Here is a 17439-nt window from a genome sequence, read left to right as displayed (position 1 = left end):
ATTTTTAATGCGGCCGGATATCCAGCCGCAACGCATCCACATACCGCCCCTCGCTGTTCTGCTGCCAGAACCAGCCCTGCGCCTGCGTCAGCATTTTGTCCGGCCAGCCCGGCCACGGCAGGTGGCGCACACCGGGCAGTTCCACTACCGGCACGTCCGGCAGGCCGGTGAGTTCCCGGCTACGCTGCGGTACACGTCGTAAGCCGCGTAGCCACTGCGCCCAGCGCGGCCCCGGTCGCCACATCGCCCAGAGCTGGTCTGTCTGCTCCGCCAGTCGACCGCAGCGTTCTGTCTGTGGTGAGACATGAGCTGCCGTCAACTGCGCCAGCCAGTACAGCCAGCCCTGTGTGTCATCCAGGCTCTCTTCCAGCCATTCCCGCCCGACACGCTGGTAAATCACCAGTGGCCACGGCCTGCCCGTACTGTCACGCGAGGCGGTCAGCACCCCGGTCAGCCACTCATCGCGCCCGCCAATGGGGAGAAATCCCGGCGACAGCACAAAACTCCACGGCAATGGGTGGTGCTCCGGTAGTGCCGTTTTCTCACGTGGTGACAGGTGCATCCAGCCGTCATTTGTTCCGGCCTTCTCGGCATCCGCGCCGTCCGGCACCACGATATGCCGCCCCTGTCCCAGCCACGTCTGCTGGTTCAGCCACGCCTGCCACACCTGCCCTTCGTTCGCGCTCACCCGCCAGCGCACGTAGTCCCGCTGGTCCGGCAGTCTGCCGAACATCGCCGGAGCCGATACCTCTGCCCGGCGCATCACAGCGCTCGCTCCGGGCAGGCGAAGCGTTGCAATAGCCCGCGGTTCACCGGGTCAAAATCCCGTCCGGCGGTGATTTCCAGCACCACCCGCCGCCCGTCAAAACTGTACTCCACCTGCTGTGTTCCCCGTACCACCGTCTCCTGCGCGTTACCCGCATCCAGCAGGTGAAACAGCGCCCATGGCCCGTTAGTCAGCAACGTCGAGGTGTCCTGGCGGATGCGCGGGCTGGCGGTGATTTCCGCCATTGAGCCGTTGCGCGGCCCCGGCCAGTTCACTTTCAGCGGCCTGACCGGGCCGTGAGCGTAGCGAAGCACCTGGCCGTCAATGTCAATCACCAGTTCGGTGATGGCAGGGTCCATATCCACCACCCGCACCTGCATCGCCCAGGAAAACTTTTTCCCGCCTTCCCCATTAAAAAAAACGCTGCGGATCTGTTTCGCCTCCTGAAACGGTGTCAGGTCCGGCCCAAGCAACGTCATGTTGCCTTCGGTCGGTTTGTAGCGCCACGGGTTGCTGGCGGTGTCCGCCAGTGGGGCCAGTTGCTTCGTCCAGAACGCATCCAGCACGCCGCCGCTGGCAAAGATATGGTTAAAATCGTCCGCGCTGACTTCCTGCGGGCTGTCGGTGAAGGGGTAGCGCCCGTCGATGGCGTCGCGGCACTCATCACCGATCACCGCTTCCATCTGCGCGTTCAGCACTTCACCGGTGCCGGCGTTGATTTTTCGCGTTCCCTGCTGCGTGAGATCCAGCAGAATATTTTTCAGTGGCGCGGGCAGTTTTGCCGCCTCCAATTGCAGTTTATCCGCCGCAGAAATGCGGCCAGGTAATGTGCTCGCTGCCAGTGCACTATCAGCGATGGTGAGCTGGGTGTAATACTCATTGAGCATCGTCAGCAGCGAATTTAACTGCGGCGCGCCGCCGCCCTGCCCGCTGTCTGTCCGCCCGGAAACCACTTCCCGCAAGGCGGCGAAACGGTCATCCACCAGTGATTTCTCTAGCCGCTCTTCCGGGTGGATGTCCTGCAATAGCTTTGCCGTCTGCACTGCTTTTCCCACATTGCCGGAGAGCCGGTCCTGCGTGCGCTGGGCCATCTGCTTTTGTCTGGCCTGCGCATCCAGCGGCGGCACCAGCGTGGTCTGCTCCACCACCGCTTTACTCAGGCGCATCAGCGGGGAATCCGGCGAGGCCAGGGTACGCAGCACCTGAAGGTCATACGCCAGCCCGGGACTGCCGTCTTCCCCGGCACTGTTGATGCTGTGAATACTGGCCAGAAAATCCTGCCAGCGGCGGGCATATTCAGCCAGGTACAGGCGGCGTACCTCACGGGTAACCGGGAGTTCCTGCCCCGGCAACTGGCTCATCACAATATCCGTCGTTTTTTTTTGCGTGTTTTCCCGGCCCATCACCCAGGCGTCGTCCGCTGATGCGGCTGCGACAAACTCCGACAGCCGTTTGTCGAACAGTTCCCGGTAGCCTTCGCGAGTGAAGATGCCGGGCACGCCCCGATCCAGCGGCGCGCCATCCGTGCGGACAAAAACCGTTCCCGCATCCGCGCCCACAGCGCGAACCAGCGAAAACTCCTGCGGTGCTTCGCTCTCCATGGAAGCCAGGGCTCGAGTGTAGATACGCTCGGTGCTGGTATGGCCGTCAAGGAAAGCTCGCGCCTGGCGGATCAGCCCCTCATCTTTTTCCCAGGGCAAATGCACCACGCGGCTGCCGTCAAACAGGGCATCGATATGCTCCAGCACGGCGGCGCGACCGCCGAACTCCGCCACGCTGTCGCGGTTGCCCAGGTCGTTCAGCACCCAGGCGTGGATCTCCGCCGCGTTGTATTTATCCTCGTGGTCCTTATCGAGGTTCAGCAACAGATAAACATGCAGGGCGTCATAGGCGGCTTTGCTGTCCTGACGCGCAATCGCATCCGAAAGCACGTATTCCATGCGTTTCACCAGCGGTGGCAGCAGTAACTGGTCCAGCAGACGGTCATACAGGGATGCGACGCTCTCCATCACCGGCGGAACGCTGTAAAGACCATAACACCAGGCCAGCGGCGGCGAGTCCGGGTCCAGTCCCGGCCATGCAGAGAGCGCCCGTGCCTGGTTCAGCAGGGCCGGAACAGGCTGCATAGCAGGTTTTCCGGTATAGGCTTTGACATCACCATCCAGTTGGGTCGTCCGGCTGGCGATTTCATTCAGATAACCGCTGTTCCCCTGCTGGCTACCCTGCATGCCCTGCCACAACCAGAAAGCCAGCGCCAGTACCAGCAGATGCCCGCCAGTACGCAGCAGGCGATAACGCCAGGCCCATTGAAGATTCGGCTCCACCAGGTGCGCTTCGCGGAAGATAAACTGCGTCAGTAGATCGTGCAGGAAATAGCTGCGGTTGCCGTCCGGCAGGGTATGGGATGGGGAATCAGCCTTCCCTTTGATCGCCCGGACAAAACGCTGCCAGATGCCCGACTGGTCAGCCACGGCGTCTGCCTGCGCCTGCGCGGCGCTGGTAAAAAATACGCCGCGCAGGGTGTTGTTAAGCTGGGTGGCGTCAAATTTTGAGTCGAGGAAAATCTGCTCAATGGCTTCCAGCAGCGGCGCACCCAGCGCGGCAAATTCACGCGGGAAGCGGTAGAGCCGCTGGCGGCTTTGAAGGTCGTACTCTTCCTGCAACCGGGTATCCAGCCCCTGATCCAGCCGCAGCGTCAGGTTTGCCAGTTCCCGGCCACAGAGCGCATGCAGCGACTGCGGATCGCTGGCGTGACGCCTGCGGCTGTAAGGCAGGGTGAAGCCCCAAACCTGGGCGCGCAGGTGGCTGGTCAGCCCGTGGAAATACTCCGTAAAGCCCGGCAGCAGATCCATTTTGGTGACGACCAGATAGACCGGAAAACGAATACCCAGCGTCTCCCGCAGTTCCGCCAGCCGCGCACGCAGGGCCGCACAGGCAGCCAGTCGTTCCGCCGGGGACTGCGCGGTCAGATCCGCCACGTTCAGCGTCAGGATCACACCGTTGAGCGGTGCGCCAGGGCGGTGCTTACGCAGCAGCCCAAGAAACCCCTGCCACTCCCCGGCGTTACGCTGAGTCGCGCTGATTTCGCCGCCGTCATCGTGGCGGGCATAGCGCCCGGCGGTATCGATGAGTACAGCCTCGTTGGTGAACCACCAGTCACAGTGCAGCGTGCCGCCGCCCGGCACGGTGAGGATATGCGCGGTCTGCTCCATCTGCTCCGCCAGCGGAAACTGTAGCCCGGTGTTAAGTAGCGCGGTGGTTTTGCCATCGCCGGAGCTGCCGATAACCATAAACCACGGCAGTTCGTACAGGAAGCGCTTCCCTTCCAGGACCTTACGCCAGCCGGGCAGGTCCACCCGCAGTTGTTTCAGTTGCCGGATGGCACGGGTGACAATATGGCTGACCGTGCGCAGGTCGGCTTTAATTTCCCCGGCCACCGGCACGTCTTCCCCGCGCGGATGCAGGAAACGGCGCAGCAGTTGTTCATCCAGGCGCAGCGCCCGCCACAGTCGGTACAGGCCATAAAGCGCATAAGTCAGCAGGATCAGGCCGATAAGCGTCAGACGCAGCCACAGCGGCGCAAACGGGCGAACGTCACCGAAGGCCAGCAGGGGTGAAACAAAACCGATGACCAGGCACAGAACCGTTACGCCAATGATGCTCATCGACCAGTTCACCAGCCACAGGGCGAGGAACATCAGTAACAGAACGATGGTGACTACCCGGCTCCCCACAGATGCCAGCGGATGCAGGGTATCAAACGCCACCAGCGGCCCGATAAACCAGACCAGCAACGCCAGCATCACCACGCCGACAACGGCCAGCGCGCGGCGGGAAAACAGCATACTGAGAAATTTTTGCATTATTGTTCAGAACTCCATGCGAGAATCAGTAATAGCAAAATGCCGCAAGCTGAAAAAATCCTTCCAGTACGGGCTACTGAAAGAAAATAAAGAGCAATCTGAACAATTATCAAAATAAAATAAATCAACATTTTGATTATTTCTCTGTTCCCATTTCCCTGAGGCAACGTTGTCATTGAAGGATCCATATCCTGCATCCATTGATACTCATTCCCGGAAAAAAGCATGATGATGATCAGACCCATAATGAATAACAACCATCCTGATATCTGAATTATTCTTCTCACGAAGACTCCTAATGGGCGATGAGTAAATTAGAGAAATGCAACCAGTTGTTGACAATAAAATTGCCATAGCTGGTATCTTCCTTTATTTTCTCCAGAGTAAGCGACATACCCCGGTTATAACGGGCACCAATAATTCTTATCTGCTCTTTCGTCAGGTGTGGTAAGGAGGACTGAAATTCATCTCTTTCAGCTAATTGATAAAGATGTCTGGCCACAAGTTGAATATTAAAAATATCATGCTGGAGGCAATTTGCCAGTTCACGCAATTGAGAGGTATCCATTTTTGACTCATCAAGCCCAAGCGTTCTGGCTGCGGTTCGCAATTGCATACTCACTGCACCAAAAGATGTTTTTTCTGGTCTCGAAGTTATTGTGATATGTTCATCAATCCACTCAGGCCCACTCCAGTCAATAGTCCGAGCATCAAATGCCAGCATATCTACAATACTGGGATCCCCCCCGACTTCTATCCAACACACACCTGCCAGTAAAGGTGCTGGCAAATTATATGTATTGGCAGCCGATGTTATCAGAAGATGGTTATGTTTTACCCAGCCATCTTTGAAATAACGCCCAAACGGTACACCACCGCCCCATTTTTTTGGCGCTAATTTCCAGAAAAGAAATTCGGTCACGCCCCATACCGGTGAATGATTCGATGCATTGCAGTCCAGATTATTCATTTTTCTCACTCCACCACCAGAATTTCCACCCGACGGTTCTGCGCCCGTCCGGTTTTAGTGCTGTTATCGGCCACCGGTACGGTATCTCCTTTCCCGACGACCCGAATCCGGCTGACCGGAACACCACCGGACGTCAGCAGTGAAGCCACTTCCGTCGCCCGTTTTTCCGACAACACCTGGTTGGAGGGGAATTCAGCGGAGTGGATCGGCTGACTGTCGGTGTGTCCGGTCACCGTCACCGCGCCGCCCACACGCGCAATCTCTCGCGCGGCCTTATCAATCACCGGGCTTAGCGCATCATTCACGGTTTTCTGCCCTGGTATAAACATCGTATCGCCACGAAAGATTACACGGCTGTGATGGTCATCTTCCTCCACCGTCAGCAGGCCACGGGCGATTTCGTTCGCCAGCAGGATTTTCAGCCGCAGTTTATGCACTGGAACGGGTGGCGGCGGTAGATTTTTACCAATGGCGTCGATACGCTGTTGTACGGTTTCGATAGCGAGGTTCATCCGGTGGCTGTAAAGGCCAAACAGCGTCAGCATCACCAGCAGGGCGATTCCGGCACTCAGCCAGACCGGCACGCGGCGCATCCGTCGCATTCGCCCACTGACGGCACCGGCAAAACCCGGCGAGAGCGTCGGCGTGATCGGATCGCGACGCTGGACCAGTTGAGTCAGCAGTTGCTGACGAATATCGTCCAGTTGTTTACGTCCGTCAGGCCGTACACTGTAGCGGCCTTCAAAACCCAGCCCCAGAATGTGGTAAATGATCTCCAGTACATCGTTGTGCTCCTGGAAGCTTGCGGCCAGACGCCCAATTATCTGAAACAGCTTGATGCCGCCTTCACTTTCGCCATGAAAAGTGACCAGCAGGCTTTTTCCAGCCCAGACACCGCGCCGCCCCCAGGTGGTGTTGTTGGCGGCTTCGTCCAGCGAAGTGCATAGGCAATAACGCACAGCCAGCACATGTTCGCGGCGAAGGTTTGCCTGATCGCATAACGTCTGATATCGACGAACTTCACGCTCCAGTAGGGCACGATAATGTTCGACAAAACCAGGGGATAGTTCACGGGGCATTTGCGCCAGCGCGCACAGCAGAGGGCTTGCCGCCGCTAAAAGGGGATTCACGGCAGCGGTGATTTCAGCCAGCCGGATCTTCACATCCGGGCCGTCTTCAACCACCACCTTTATATCTTCCCTGCGAAGGTTGTCCTGTATTGCCGTATCGTAACCGTCACTGTCGGGCAGTTTTACTCCCCCGGCTGATGGCTGGAAGGGCAGGGTATTCGCCGCAGGCGGCGTCAGGATCTCATCGGTCATTTATCGCGAACTCCCCACAGCTCCAGCTCCAGCCCTGGAAACTCTCCGGCGGTATGCATTGCCATACCACCATAGCGGGCGATATGTTCCCACAACACGCCGTCGCGGCGGATGTCGTAATAGATGTAACCGGACTGGAACGGGATCTGACGCGGCGGCACCGGCAATACCTGTAAAGCAAGACCCGGCAGGTGCGAGCGAATCAGTTCCGGCAGGCGTTCTGACGGCCCTATTTTGGTCTGAGCCGAAAAATGTTGTAGTAAGGTGTCGGCGGACATCTGTGCCTTCACCGCCAATACTAACGAGCTGAAATCTGACAGTTCGGTAGGTTCAACCACCGCATTGAGAATACCGTAAATTCCCTCTTCCAGAGGGATTCGCTGCGCCCCACGTATTAGCACAGCATTCAGCAGATACTGAACCTCGTCCACCACCGATTTCAGCCCGGCATAGGGCGTCAAATGCTTATATTCTTTATATTCTTCCGGACGGCGTGTTTGCGGGCGCACGTAGGTAGAGAGTTCTCCGGCAAGTGCGCAGAGGTTACGATACAGCACCTCAGGCGACAGCGGTGTTTTCGACATATGGATCAGTAAGGGGCCGAAACGATTAAGAACTTGCAGAAGCAGGTAATCAGACACTTCCGCCGCTTCATGACCGTGTTTGTCGCTCCCCGTCAATCGTTCCGCCAGTGAATTTGCACGCATTTTTATCAGATCGTTAATCCACGATAGCCAGGTACATATCAGCGTACTGGCCTGGTAGTTCGCTACTGGCGGGATCAACTCTTTGTCTATATCGACCCGACCATCGGGATGCAGCGCCGTGATGCGTGTCAGCGGCAGGCCGATCCACGCGTCTGTCACCGCCTTTTCAGGTAACAGTCGCAAGCGCAGGTGGCTAAGTTGCAGTAGTTGCGCGCCTCGCCCCAGCGAATTGGCATCACGGATTTCACTTTCATGTACCGAAAAACGTGCCAGTGATTCAGGGTTATTGTCGAAACTGGTTTCTTCACTGTTCGGCGTGCGTATTGGCACAGCCAGATAAATCAACTGGTTAAGATGCTCAGGAAGGATGGTCAGAGGCGGCGGGAGTGGTGTGTGCCCCGGCGCATTAAAAGGTGTACCGTCAGCAAATACCCCGGAAGCCTTCGTTAGTACCAGCTTTCCGATGTTCAGCGCCTCACTACCAATACCATACTCATTGAAGCCCCAGAAAAAAGGTGAAAGAGGCAAACTGCGATAATGAATGACATGTTCCAGATAGCGTTCCTGCTGCTGAAACATCTGTGGCAGCAAAAATTGTCCTTCACTCCAGACCACCCGGTTATTCCAACTCATAATTTACTCATCCCGTTCTTTAATCACTATGGCGCTTTGCTCTATGCCTGCATCCAGTTCGACTTTTTTCTTTGGCATAAAGCGGCTGTACCAACTTTTTTCCGGTGGATCAGGAATTTTATATGTAGCCCGCCAGACCGATTTTCCCAGATTGCGGTATCCGGCGAGGATCCCCAGCGTGGTGGTTTCCTTATTGAGGGAGCGGCGCAATTTTTTCTCCTCGCCCGGACGCAGAATAAAGCTGTCGCGGTGGAGTAAATCATCAGCAAGAACAGCCTTGTCATTGTCCTGAAGGGACCACCAGTCCGCCGCCGTGAAAGCTGCATCATTTTTCAGTTCATAAACGCGTATCTCTATGGGCGCGGCTTTTTTCTGATTGTCAGGATTCACCTTATCGGAAGCCTTCATCACCAGATCGAGTCTTTGTGACATCAGGTCCGGCACGTCGTCGCTGTCAATGCTGCACCCGGAAAGCAGGCAGACAAAAGACAAAGCTACCGCACATAACCACCCACCGGGGTTACGCCATTTATTCACTGTAATTTCCTTTAAAATCAAATGATAAAAACCGGCCTGGCTATTTGCCGGGCCGGAAAAGTACCGCTTAAATTTCTTTATTGGCCTTGAAGTCGTAGCCTGCGGTGATGGTGCCGCCGCTGCCACCTTGCTGGTTTTGCACCACGTATTCCTGCTTCACGGTGCTGAAAGAGAGTTCGACTGTTTCACGGGAGGCAATTTCACCTTCTTTACTGCCGCTGGGCGATACAACCGCCACAATCAGGTCAGTGAAGGTATATTTGAGATATTCCAGCGGATTGCCGCCTGCTTTACGCATGGTCAGCACAGCTTTCGGAATGTGTTTGCCAGAGGCGCAGTACTTGAACAGGTTCGGACTGGCGCGATCGATATAGTGGTCAAAGTCCAGGTTAGTCACGGAGACTTTACCGGATCCCAGACCGCTGCCCGCGTGCATGGTGGATTCCTGGTGGATATTCCAGCGCCAGCTCAGCACCTCAATTTCATTTTTATGTTTGTCATCCATTGACTCGCCGTCAATACCGTCAATTTTCAGAAAAATGTCATAAGCCATTTTCATTTCCTTATTTAGAATTACTTAAAAATAACCTCTGATTTATCTGTACATCTGGATACAGGTAAACCATTGCCGTACAGAACCCCCTCTCCTTAATTTCAGAAGAACAGAAGGCTGTATAATTTCCGGTACTGAAATACCGGGAAGATATTTATTTACCTTATAAATAAATCATCAAAACAATAATTTTAGCCCTGCGTTTCTCACTCAATATATTCACAAAATAAATAAATTAGGCATTACCCTGTTTTACTGACGGCAGTTTTGTGACCAGGCGCAGCGACCCCGTTAATCCCTCAAGCTGAAAATGCGGGCGCAGGAAGAATTTGGCATCGTAATAACCCGGATTACCTTCCACCTCTTCCACCACCACTTCGGCAGCTGCTAGTGGGCGACGAGCTTTGGTTTCCTGTGAGGAGTTCACCGGATCGGCATCGACGTAGTTCATGATCCACTCATTGAGCCAGCGCTGCATATCTTCGCGCTCTTTGAACGAGCCGATCTTGTCGCGCACGATGCATTTGAGGAAGTGTGCAAATCTTGAACAGGCGAACAAATAGGGCAACCGGGCGGAGAGATTGGCGTTGGCCGTGGCGTCCGGATCGTAATAATCCTGCGGTTTTTGCAGCGACTGTGCGCCAATAAAGGCGGCATAATCAGAGTTTTTGCGGTGGATCAGCGGGATAAAACCGTTTTTGGCCAGTTCAGCTTCACGGCGATCAGAGATGGCAATTTCCGTCGGGCATTTCATGTCCACGCCGCCGTCATCGGTCGGGAAGGTATGACAGGGCAGATTTTCCACCGCGCCACCAGATTCCACACCACGGATCAACGTACACCAACCATAATGTTTGAAAGAACGGTTGATATTTACACCCATCGCATAGGCGGCATTGCTCCAGACATATTTGCTGTGATCTGCGCCATCCGCATCTTCTTCAAAATCAAACTCATCGACAGGGTTTGTTTTCGCTCCATAAGGCAAACGGGAGAGAAAACGTGGCATCGTCAGGCCAATGTAGCGAGAATCCTCACTTTTTCGCAGCGAGTTCCACGGTGCGTATTCGAGGTTTTGGGTCACGATTTTGGTCAAATCACGCGGGTTAGCCAGTTCCTGCCAGGAGTCCATCTGCAACACTGACGGAGAGGCACCGGCAATAAACGGCGCATGGGCTGAGGCTGCTACTTTGGCAATGGAACCGAGCAGATCCACATCCGGTGGCGTGTGATCAAAATAATAATCCGCAATAATACAACCGTAAGGTTCTCCACCTAACTGTCCATATTCAGCTTCATACAGCTTTTTGAACATGGGGCTTTGATCCCAGGCTATCCCTTTGTAACGTTTCATATTTTTCCGCAATTCATCCTTCGAAAGGTTCATAAAGCGGATTTTTAATTTTTCATCGGTTTCAGTGTTGTAAACCAAATGTTCCATCCCACGCCAGGAGGACTCCAGTTTCTGAAATTCCGGATGACTCAGGATGAGTTTGATCTGCTCGGTTAATTTGAAATCAATCTGCTCAATAATCGCAGCAATACTTTTATAAGCGTCGTCACTGACGGTGACGGTATTTGTCAGAGCCTGTTGGGCCAGCGTCTGAACTGCTGCCTCAACAGCCTTTGCTGCCTGAGGTGTCTTGGGACGGAAGGCTTTATCCAGGAGCGAATCAAATTCAGTGTCCTGATAGGCAGTGGTTTGCGCAGCAGAGAGATCGCCAGTCGCCAGAAGAGTATCGTTTACCATGAAAGTTCCTTAATAAAATCGCAGTTAGTCTGCTGTTCCTGTTTCACCTGATAAGACACTTTCCTGTTGAGCGACAGGTTTTGGCGCACTGGCCAGAGCTTTCAGTAACGTAGGGTCTTGTAATAGTTTGTTGATAAGATTTTCTGCTCCCGCTTTACCATCCATATACGTTTGTAGGTTGGCAAGCTGAGTACGCGCTTCCAGCAGCTGGTTCAGGGCATCCACCTTACGGGCAATTTGCGCAGGCGAAAAATCGTCCATATTCTCCAGCGTGATATCGACCATTAACTGCCCTTCGCCCGTCAGCGTATTGGGGACAGCAAACGCCACGCGCGGCGCAATGGCTTTCATCCGCTCGTTGAAGTTATCGATATCAATATCAAGGAATTTACGATCGGTGACCGGTGGCAGCTCTTCGCGTGGTTTACCGGCCAGATCGGCCAGCACTGCCATGACAAACGGTAGTTCGATTTTTTTCTCGGAGCCATAAATCTCAACGTCATACTCAATCTGCACGCGGGGCGCGCGGTTGCGGGCAATAAACTTCTGCGCGCTGTTGTTGATAGCCATAATCCTTCATTTCCTTATCAGTGAGCCGACGACCACCAGGGGAGCGGTTCGACGGTACAGTTTAAAAATCATACGCAGAGAGTATTTTTATAATCTCTTTGTTTTCTTTGTACTTTTCCCGCAGCACAGGGAGTGATTTCTTCGCTGGAGGACACCAGGTATCAACCCCCTTTTCGATGTCTCTTTTATCCTTCTCTGGTAAAGAACTGTCCCATTCACCAGCAAGATGCTGGCACATTTCCGCATTACTCAGAAAATGCTGCACATCCTGTGGTAAAGACGGTTCCCCCTGAACACTGAAAGCGAACATCATTAACAGGAATGTCCACAACACCGGATAACGAAATGTCATACTTAATGTCCATCAATTGACCAGTGCATGAGATATGCTCTGGCGGGAGGGCGATATGTTGCAGAGATACTGCCCCTTGCACGCGCATTACCAAGCGCGCGCAAAAAATTTTCTACCGATGCACGAAAAGTCCCCTGCAAATCATTAGTGGAAGAACTTACAGGAAAGCGACTGACCCACATTGCGCCACTTAATTCTTTTGCCATAAGGATGCTCCATTAATCCGTTTCAAAAATAATCTGTTCATCCTCATCAACACGAATGCGGATTTGCGTGATGGCCGTTTTCTCTGTCATCGCCTGCAACCAATAACGGGACAGTTGTGGGAGGATATGTTGTTCGATATAGCCGATGAGCAAACGAGCGCCGGTTTCGTGCATCGGGCAGCGCGACACAATATGCGTAATCAGTTCATCGCCATACACCAGTGAAACGCCATGCTGCTCCGCCATCCGAGCCATCAATCTGCCAAGATGCAGGCGGGCAATAACACCACGCGCGGTCTCATCCAGCGGTAAATAAGGAATAACCGTCACACGCCCCAGGAAAGCCGCCGGGAAGTGTTTACGTAACTCCGGCATTAACGCCTCTTTTAGTCCTGCCGAATCAGGCATCAGCGCCGGATCCTCACAGAGCTGGCTGATAAGTTCCGCCCCCGCGTTAGTAGTCAACAACAGCGTGGTATTTTTGAAATCGATGTGGACACCTTCGCCGTCCTCCATCGCGCCTTTATCGAATACCTGGTAGAACAACTCGTGGACGTCGTGATGGGCTTTTTCAATTTCATCCAACAGCACTACACTCCAGGGGTGACGGCGTACGGCTTCCGTCAACACACCGCCTTCGCCATAGCCGACGTAGCCGGGCGGCGCGCCTTTCAGCGTGGAGACGGTGTGAGACTCCTGAAACTCGCTCATGTTGATGGTGATCAGGTTCTGCTCACCGCCGTAAATAGATTCCGCCAGCGCCAGCGCGGTCTCGGTCTTGCCGACACCGGACGGCCCGGCCAGCAGAAAGACGCCCATCGGTTTACGCGGGTCGCCTAACCCCGCCCGCGCGGTCTGAATACGCTCGCCAATCTGCGCCAGCGCATCCATCTGCCCGGTAACACGCTGCGCCAAACGGGTGGGCAATTCCAGTATCTGACTGGCTTCATCTTTCACCATCCGTCCGGCGGGAATACCGGTCCAGTCAGAGACAATCTCTGCCACCACGGTTGCACTGACTTCCGGGTACACGACGGGGTTTTCACCCTGCCAGCCTCTTAATGCCGTTTCTGCCTGTTGTAGAGTGATTTCGTCGCGCTCGCCAGGCGCTGCGCCGCGTTGCTCCTGTAAACTGCGAACCAACTCCAGTTCCTGCTGCCACCGCGCTTCGGTGTCAGAAAGATCGGCATTAAGCGATATAATCCGCGCCGTCAGTACATCGCCCCGCTCCGAGCGGATACCCATTTTTTCCTGCTTTAATAACAACTCCTGCTCCAGTTCGGCAGCGTTGAGCTGCTGGCGCAGATACTGGACTCTCGCAGGCGGGGTATGCAGCGACAGCGCTACACGGGCCGCCGCCGTATCCAGCAGGCTGATGGCCTTATCCGGTAGTTGCCGGGCCGGAATGTAACGGTGAGAAAGCTGTACGGCGGCACGCACGGCCTCATCAAGGATCAGCACGTCATGGTGTTTTTCAAGCGTGGTGACTAACCCGCGTACCATCTCAACAGCCGCAACCTCTTCCGGCTCAGCAACCTGCAATACCTGAAAACGCCGGGTCAGCGCCGGATCCTTTTCGATATGGCGTTTGTACTCGCTCCAGGTGGTTGCGCCGATGGTGCGCAGGGTGCCACGCGCCAGCGCCGGTTTCAGCAGGTTGGCAGCATCCCCCGTACCGGATGTACCACCAGCGCCCACCAGCGTGTGAACTTCATCAACAAAAAGGATCACCGGCTGCGGCGAGCGCGCGGCCTCTTCCAGCAACGCTTTCAGGCGGGATTCAAATTCACCCTTCATGGAGGCCCCAGCCAGCAGCGCTCCAACATCCAGTGACAGCAATCGCACGTTACGCAGTGACGGCGGTACTTCCCCCCCGGCAATCGCCAGCGCGAATCCTTCCACCACTGCCGTTTTCCCGACCCCCGCTTCGCCGGTCAGTAGCGGGTTGTTCTGGCGACGGCGCAGCAGAATATCCGTCATAGTACGGATCTCGTGTTCGCGACCGGTGACCGGATCGATATTGCCTTCACGGGCCAGCGCAGTCATGTCCTGGCAGTATTTCGCCAGCGCGGATTTGCTTCCGGTTGATTCGCCGGCAAAGACCTGGCTAGCTTCCCCCGGTACTGCAGAATTTAAATCCGAGCCGTCATAAGGCATTTCTGTTAATTCAGGAGATGAAGTGATTAAAGACGGAAGAATATCTAATAGTTCATCTACCGGTAGCTCTGCCAATGGCGCACAAATATTTTTTAACACCCGACACAATTCTGGCGTGGTTAACCAGGCAAGTAATAACCATCCACTACGAATTTTTTGATCGCCAAAGCGGATACTTGCTAACATCCAGGCTTTTTCAACTGAAAGATCGATATGATGGGAAAAATCGTTAATTACACTCGCTCCGGCAGGCAATATATTCAATTGCTGAATTAACGCCTTCTCAACATCAGCAGATGTTATTTGATAATGTCGAAGCACATTGTGAATGTCATTCTCTGGTTGTTGTATTAACTGATGCAACCAATGCGTCAGTTCGACATAAGGGTTAGCGCGTAATTTACAGAACGTCGTCGCAGATTCCAAAGATCTAAACAAAGATTTGGTTAGCTTTCCATACAGTGCACTGCGCGAAACAGGAGTGTCCATCTGTTACACCTAATGATGTAATAACATATAAATGATACATAAAAATAACTGTATCGATTAAAACTTCTAATTAATAGAATTATCAAAAAGGCAGAATAAAACAATGATGCATATCACAGAACACAATGTAATATAGCAGGTAGTATCTTTTTCATGGTGATATTCAATAGAGCAAGCCAATTTCATACGCACCGTGAATATATTAAATTGTAAATCGCCACTATATATTTCCGTGAAAACTTATATTGATAAAGTAAATTGATCAGCTTTGCTTATCTAAAAATTTAGAAAACTTATTCTTTTGAAAGAAACACTCTACACAGTGATACGCAATGAAACCAAATATTACGTGGGAACTCCAAAAAATACAGGCGCATGGGATCGCCGATAACACAATTTACGCGACTGAAGGAACACAAATTATCTTCACCGTTACCTCTCCCTGGATTCCTGTTTTTGATGTGAATGATGATGTAAAGATTGCGCTCAGACTGACCCGCCACGAAGAAGCATGGTGGATTATCAATCAGTCTACCGAATATTGCTGTACGGTAAACGACCAGATTGTGGAACCTCATCACCGTATGCGTCTGAATGAAGGCGACCTGATAGAATGGGGATTATCTTCATGGTGCCTTGTGCATGGCAATCCATCATCTCCGAACCTAAGCGCAGTAAAGACATCGCAGACTGCCACCACGTCGGAAACAATAACCGAATATCTGGATCTGGATTGGTTCAGGCAGCAGCATCTGACATCACAAAATCCATTCGATATCATTCCTGTTCATGGAGCCTCCTCCACCGGAGAAGATGCGGAAAAAGAAAATGCCCTGACCCGACTTTATCAGGAATACCGCGAAGCGTTGTTATCTCCCGAACAAGATCTTCATCGCCATGCTGATCCTTTTCCCTTTAACGAAGAACCCTCCTCGCAGGATCTGGATTCATTGCGTGACCTGGTCACCGAAGCCGAGACATTGCAGGATATGGTCACTGGCGGGTTAAGCATTGACGCTATTCTCAATGTACTGGATGCCACCGGCGAAGATGAAACTATCTGGCCTGTCGAAAACACTCCCCCTGACATCCTGCATTTACTTTCCCCGGAATACGCCCCGGAAACAGCGCATAACACCGTTCTGCCCGACCTGACACGCAAAGAGCATCGCATCATTGGCATTGACAGCCATTACCGGATAAACCCGGCACAACACGGAGATACCTCTCATGATAAACAATAACGAGCTACCGGCTACCCTGTCGGCGCTGCTGCGGGATTATTCCGTGGCGGAAGGCATTCAGATGGCCGAGCAGCAGGTCAGGATGCTCCCAGCGCAGACCTTCCGCCGCCACAGTCTATTTCAGTTATTGTGCGTGGCAGGCGACTGGTCGCGGGCACTGCAACAGATCCAGCTATGCGCCCGGATGGACGCAAATTATACCCGCGAAGCGCAGGTATTTGGCGAGCTGATCCGCTGTGAGATATACCGCCACGCCTGCTTTCAGGGAGAACAACGGCCCGATTTTATTCTTCCGCCGCCCGCCTGGATGGAGGATCTGCTGACCGCCCTCGCCTGTAACGCCCGTGGTGAAGCGCAGGAAGCTGACGCCCACCGCAGCCGCGCACTTGAGGCCATAACAGATACTGCAGGGCAGTGGAATGGCGGCGCATTTGACTGGATTAGCGACAGCGACTCCCGTATCGGTCCGGTACTCGAACTGATCGCGGGCGGGGTATATATCTGGCTGCCGTTTTCACAAATCTGTTCGCTGAAATCGCCGCGGCCTGCGCATCTGACCGATTTGCTCTGGAAACCCGTCAACGTCACCCTGCACAACGGTGACACGCACAGCGCCTGGCTGTTTCCCCGCTACAGCGGCTCTGAAAAGGCCGCCGATACCCTGCGTCTGTGCCGGGAAACGGTCTGGCAGGACGGGCCGGGAGAGACGCTGGTACAGGCGCAGGGTCAGAGGGTGTGGCTCACCAGCCAGGGCGATATCAGCCTGCTGGATTTGTCCACCTGTACCTTTAATACCTCCGAAGGAAGCGACGCGTGAGCACCTCCCGCCAGCGTCCGGGCAGCCACCTGCTGCCCACACTGTTTGACCGCCTGTGCGATGACGCCCCAGACCAGAAGCGCGACCACGATATCAGCGTCAGCCCGGTTCAGCTTAAGGAGATCATCCGCCGGGATTTGTCGTTTCTGCTCAACACCGTCAGCCATGAAGATGATATTGATGCCGCACGTTACCCACACGCGGCGGCATCCGTACTGAACTATGGCCTGCCGCCACTGGCGGGCAGCTTTCTGTACGAACACAAATGGGACGATATTCGCAGGGCCATTTTGCGTACCATCATCCGGTTTGAACCCCGGCTGCAAGCGTCCACCCTGCAAATCATCCCACTTCAGGATGAGCGCCACCAGAGCGGCCATAACACATTACAGTTTGAAATTCGCGGCGAGATCCTCACGCAGCCCTACCCGATGGCATTCCGGGTACGCAGCGCGCTGGATATGGAACAGAGCCGCATTACGTTTTTTTAATTCAGAGAGAAA

General features: G+C 54.1%; 16 protein-coding genes. 3 read left to right on the top strand and 13 right to left on the bottom strand.

The window, feature by feature from the left end:
- Window positions 1-4 precede the first annotated feature (4 nt).
- The 13 genes from QUE34_RS01215 to tssH form a co-directional block, all read right to left on the bottom strand.
- On the bottom strand, window positions 5-763 hold the full coding sequence (locus QUE34_RS01215) for a TagF domain-containing protein (RefSeq protein WP_286338972.1): 759 nt from the start codon (window positions 761-763) through the stop codon (window positions 5-7).
- Window positions 763-4629, bottom strand: a complete 3867-nt coding sequence (gene tssM / locus QUE34_RS01210; RefSeq protein ID WP_105268724.1) for a type VI secretion system membrane subunit TssM — start codon at window positions 4627-4629, stop codon at window positions 763-765. The genes QUE34_RS01215 and tssM overlap by 1 nt, the downstream gene beginning before the upstream one ends.
- Window positions 4629-4916: a DUF2645 family protein gene (locus tag QUE34_RS01205; RefSeq protein ID WP_286338909.1), complete on the bottom strand. Its 288-nt coding sequence runs from the start codon at window positions 4914-4916 to the stop codon at window positions 4629-4631. Before QUE34_RS01205 ends, tssM begins: the two co-directional genes overlap by 1 nt.
- 8 nt (window positions 4917-4924) lie before the next feature.
- A complete protein-coding gene (locus QUE34_RS01200) occupies window positions 4925-5599 on the bottom strand; it encodes a hypothetical protein (protein ID WP_103253946.1) in 675 nt (224 codons plus the stop codon).
- Window positions 5600-5604: 5 nt separating this feature from the next.
- On the bottom strand, window positions 5605-6921 hold the full coding sequence (gene tssL, locus QUE34_RS01195) for a type VI secretion system protein TssL, long form (protein ID WP_103253947.1): 1317 nt from the start codon (window positions 6919-6921) through the stop codon (window positions 5605-5607).
- Window positions 6918-8261, bottom strand: coding sequence for a type VI secretion system baseplate subunit TssK (tssK, locus tag QUE34_RS01190; protein WP_103253948.1), 1344 nt, complete (start codon window positions 8259-8261; stop codon window positions 6918-6920). The genes tssL and tssK overlap by 4 nt, the downstream gene beginning before the upstream one ends.
- A gap of 3 nt (window positions 8262-8264) precedes the next feature.
- Window positions 8265-8798 carry a type VI secretion system lipoprotein TssJ gene (gene tssJ / locus QUE34_RS01185; RefSeq protein ID WP_016233836.1) on the bottom strand — a complete coding sequence of 178 codons (534 nt, stop codon included), beginning with the start codon at window positions 8796-8798 and terminating at the stop codon, window positions 8265-8267.
- 67 nt (window positions 8799-8865) lie between these two features.
- A complete protein-coding gene (locus tag QUE34_RS01180) occupies window positions 8866-9351 on the bottom strand; it encodes an Hcp family type VI secretion system effector (RefSeq protein WP_103253949.1) in 486 nt (161 codons plus the stop codon).
- Between the two features lie 235 nt (window positions 9352-9586).
- On the bottom strand, window positions 9587-11101 hold the full coding sequence (gene tssC, locus QUE34_RS01175; protein ID WP_165289488.1) for a type VI secretion system contractile sheath large subunit: 1515 nt from the start codon (window positions 11099-11101) through the stop codon (window positions 9587-9589).
- A gap of 24 nt (window positions 11102-11125) precedes the next feature.
- Complete coding sequence (gene tssB / locus QUE34_RS01170; protein ID WP_000996814.1) at window positions 11126-11671, bottom strand: type VI secretion system contractile sheath small subunit; 546 nt, start codon at window positions 11669-11671, stop codon at window positions 11126-11128.
- Between the two features lie 61 nt (window positions 11672-11732).
- Window positions 11733-12023: a hypothetical protein gene (locus tag QUE34_RS01165; RefSeq protein ID WP_000144227.1), complete on the bottom strand. Its 291-nt coding sequence runs from the start codon at window positions 12021-12023 to the stop codon at window positions 11733-11735.
- Between the two features lie 2 nt (window positions 12024-12025).
- On the bottom strand, window positions 12026-12229 hold the full coding sequence (locus tag QUE34_RS01160; RefSeq protein WP_241232144.1) for a hypothetical protein: 204 nt from the start codon (window positions 12227-12229) through the stop codon (window positions 12026-12028).
- Between the two features lie 12 nt (window positions 12230-12241).
- Window positions 12242-14875: a type VI secretion system ATPase TssH gene (gene tssH / locus QUE34_RS01155; RefSeq protein ID WP_103253950.1), complete on the bottom strand. Its 2634-nt coding sequence runs from the start codon at window positions 14873-14875 to the stop codon at window positions 12242-12244.
- A 332-nt stretch (window positions 14876-15207) separates the two neighbouring features.
- On the opposite strand from tssH, the gene tagK reads away from it, so the two are divergent.
- Genes tagK through tssE form a run of 3 tightly spaced genes read left to right on the top strand, consistent with a single transcriptional unit; the run spans window position 15208 to window position 17427 of the window.
- A complete protein-coding gene (gene tagK, locus QUE34_RS01150) occupies window positions 15208-16119 on the top strand; it encodes a type VI secretion system-associated protein TagK (RefSeq protein WP_103253951.1) in 912 nt (303 codons plus the stop codon).
- Window positions 16106-16936: a type VI secretion system accessory protein TagJ gene (locus QUE34_RS01145; RefSeq protein ID WP_103253952.1), complete on the top strand. Its 831-nt coding sequence runs from the start codon at window positions 16106-16108 to the stop codon at window positions 16934-16936. The genes tagK and QUE34_RS01145 overlap by 14 nt, the downstream gene beginning before the upstream one ends.
- Window positions 16933-17427: a type VI secretion system baseplate subunit TssE gene (tssE, locus tag QUE34_RS01140; protein WP_103253953.1), complete on the top strand. Its 495-nt coding sequence runs from the start codon at window positions 16933-16935 to the stop codon at window positions 17425-17427. The genes QUE34_RS01145 and tssE overlap by 4 nt, the downstream gene beginning before the upstream one ends.
- Window positions 17428-17439: the final 12 nt, after the last annotated feature.

The sequence above is a fragment of the Escherichia sp. KS167_9B genome (assembly GCF_030295215.1).
Classification (GTDB): Bacteria; Pseudomonadota; Gammaproteobacteria; order Enterobacterales; family Enterobacteriaceae; genus Escherichia; species Escherichia coli_F.
The sequence above is the reverse complement of the archived record's forward strand: the minus strand, read 5'-3'. Positions and strand labels throughout refer to the sequence as shown.

What these genes read in the sequence shown, in the direction of transcription:
- QUE34_RS01215 (WP_286338972.1), bottom strand. Translation starts at nt 763, where the DNA reads ATGCGCCGGGCAGAGGTATCGGCTCCGGCGATGTTCGGCAGACTGCCG.
- tssM (WP_105268724.1), bottom strand. Translation starts at nt 4,629, where the DNA reads ATGCAAAAATTTCTCAGTATGCTGTTTTCCCGCCGCGCGCTGGCCGTT.
- QUE34_RS01200 (WP_103253946.1), bottom strand. Translation starts at nt 5,599, where the DNA reads ATGAATAATCTGGACTGCAATGCATCGAATCATTCACCGGTATGGGGC.
- tssL (WP_103253947.1), bottom strand. Translation starts at nt 6,921, where the DNA reads ATGACCGATGAGATCCTGACGCCGCCTGCGGCGAATACCCTGCCCTTC.
- tssK (WP_103253948.1), bottom strand. Translation starts at nt 8,261, where the DNA reads ATGAGTTGGAATAACCGGGTGGTCTGGAGTGAAGGACAATTTTTGCTG.
- QUE34_RS01180 (WP_103253949.1), bottom strand. Translation starts at nt 9,351, where the DNA reads ATGGCTTATGACATTTTTCTGAAAATTGACGGTATTGACGGCGAGTCA.
- tssC (WP_165289488.1), bottom strand. Translation starts at nt 11,101, where the DNA reads ATGGTAAACGATACTCTTCTGGCGACTGGCGATCTCTCTGCTGCGCAA.
- tssB (WP_000996814.1), bottom strand. Translation starts at nt 11,671, where the DNA reads ATGGCTATCAACAACAGCGCGCAGAAGTTTATTGCCCGCAACCGCGCG.
- QUE34_RS01165 (WP_000144227.1), bottom strand. Translation starts at nt 12,023, where the DNA reads ATGACATTTCGTTATCCGGTGTTGTGGACATTCCTGTTAATGATGTTC.
- QUE34_RS01160 (WP_241232144.1), bottom strand. Translation starts at nt 12,229, where the DNA reads ATGGCAAAAGAATTAAGTGGCGCAATGTGGGTCAGTCGCTTTCCTGTA.
- tssH (WP_103253950.1), bottom strand. Translation starts at nt 14,875, where the DNA reads ATGGACACTCCTGTTTCGCGCAGTGCACTGTATGGAAAGCTAACCAAA.
- tagK (WP_103253951.1), top strand. Translation starts at nt 15,208, where the DNA reads ATGAAACCAAATATTACGTGGGAACTCCAAAAAATACAGGCGCATGGG.
- QUE34_RS01145 (WP_103253952.1), top strand. Translation starts at nt 16,106, where the DNA reads ATGATAAACAATAACGAGCTACCGGCTACCCTGTCGGCGCTGCTGCGG.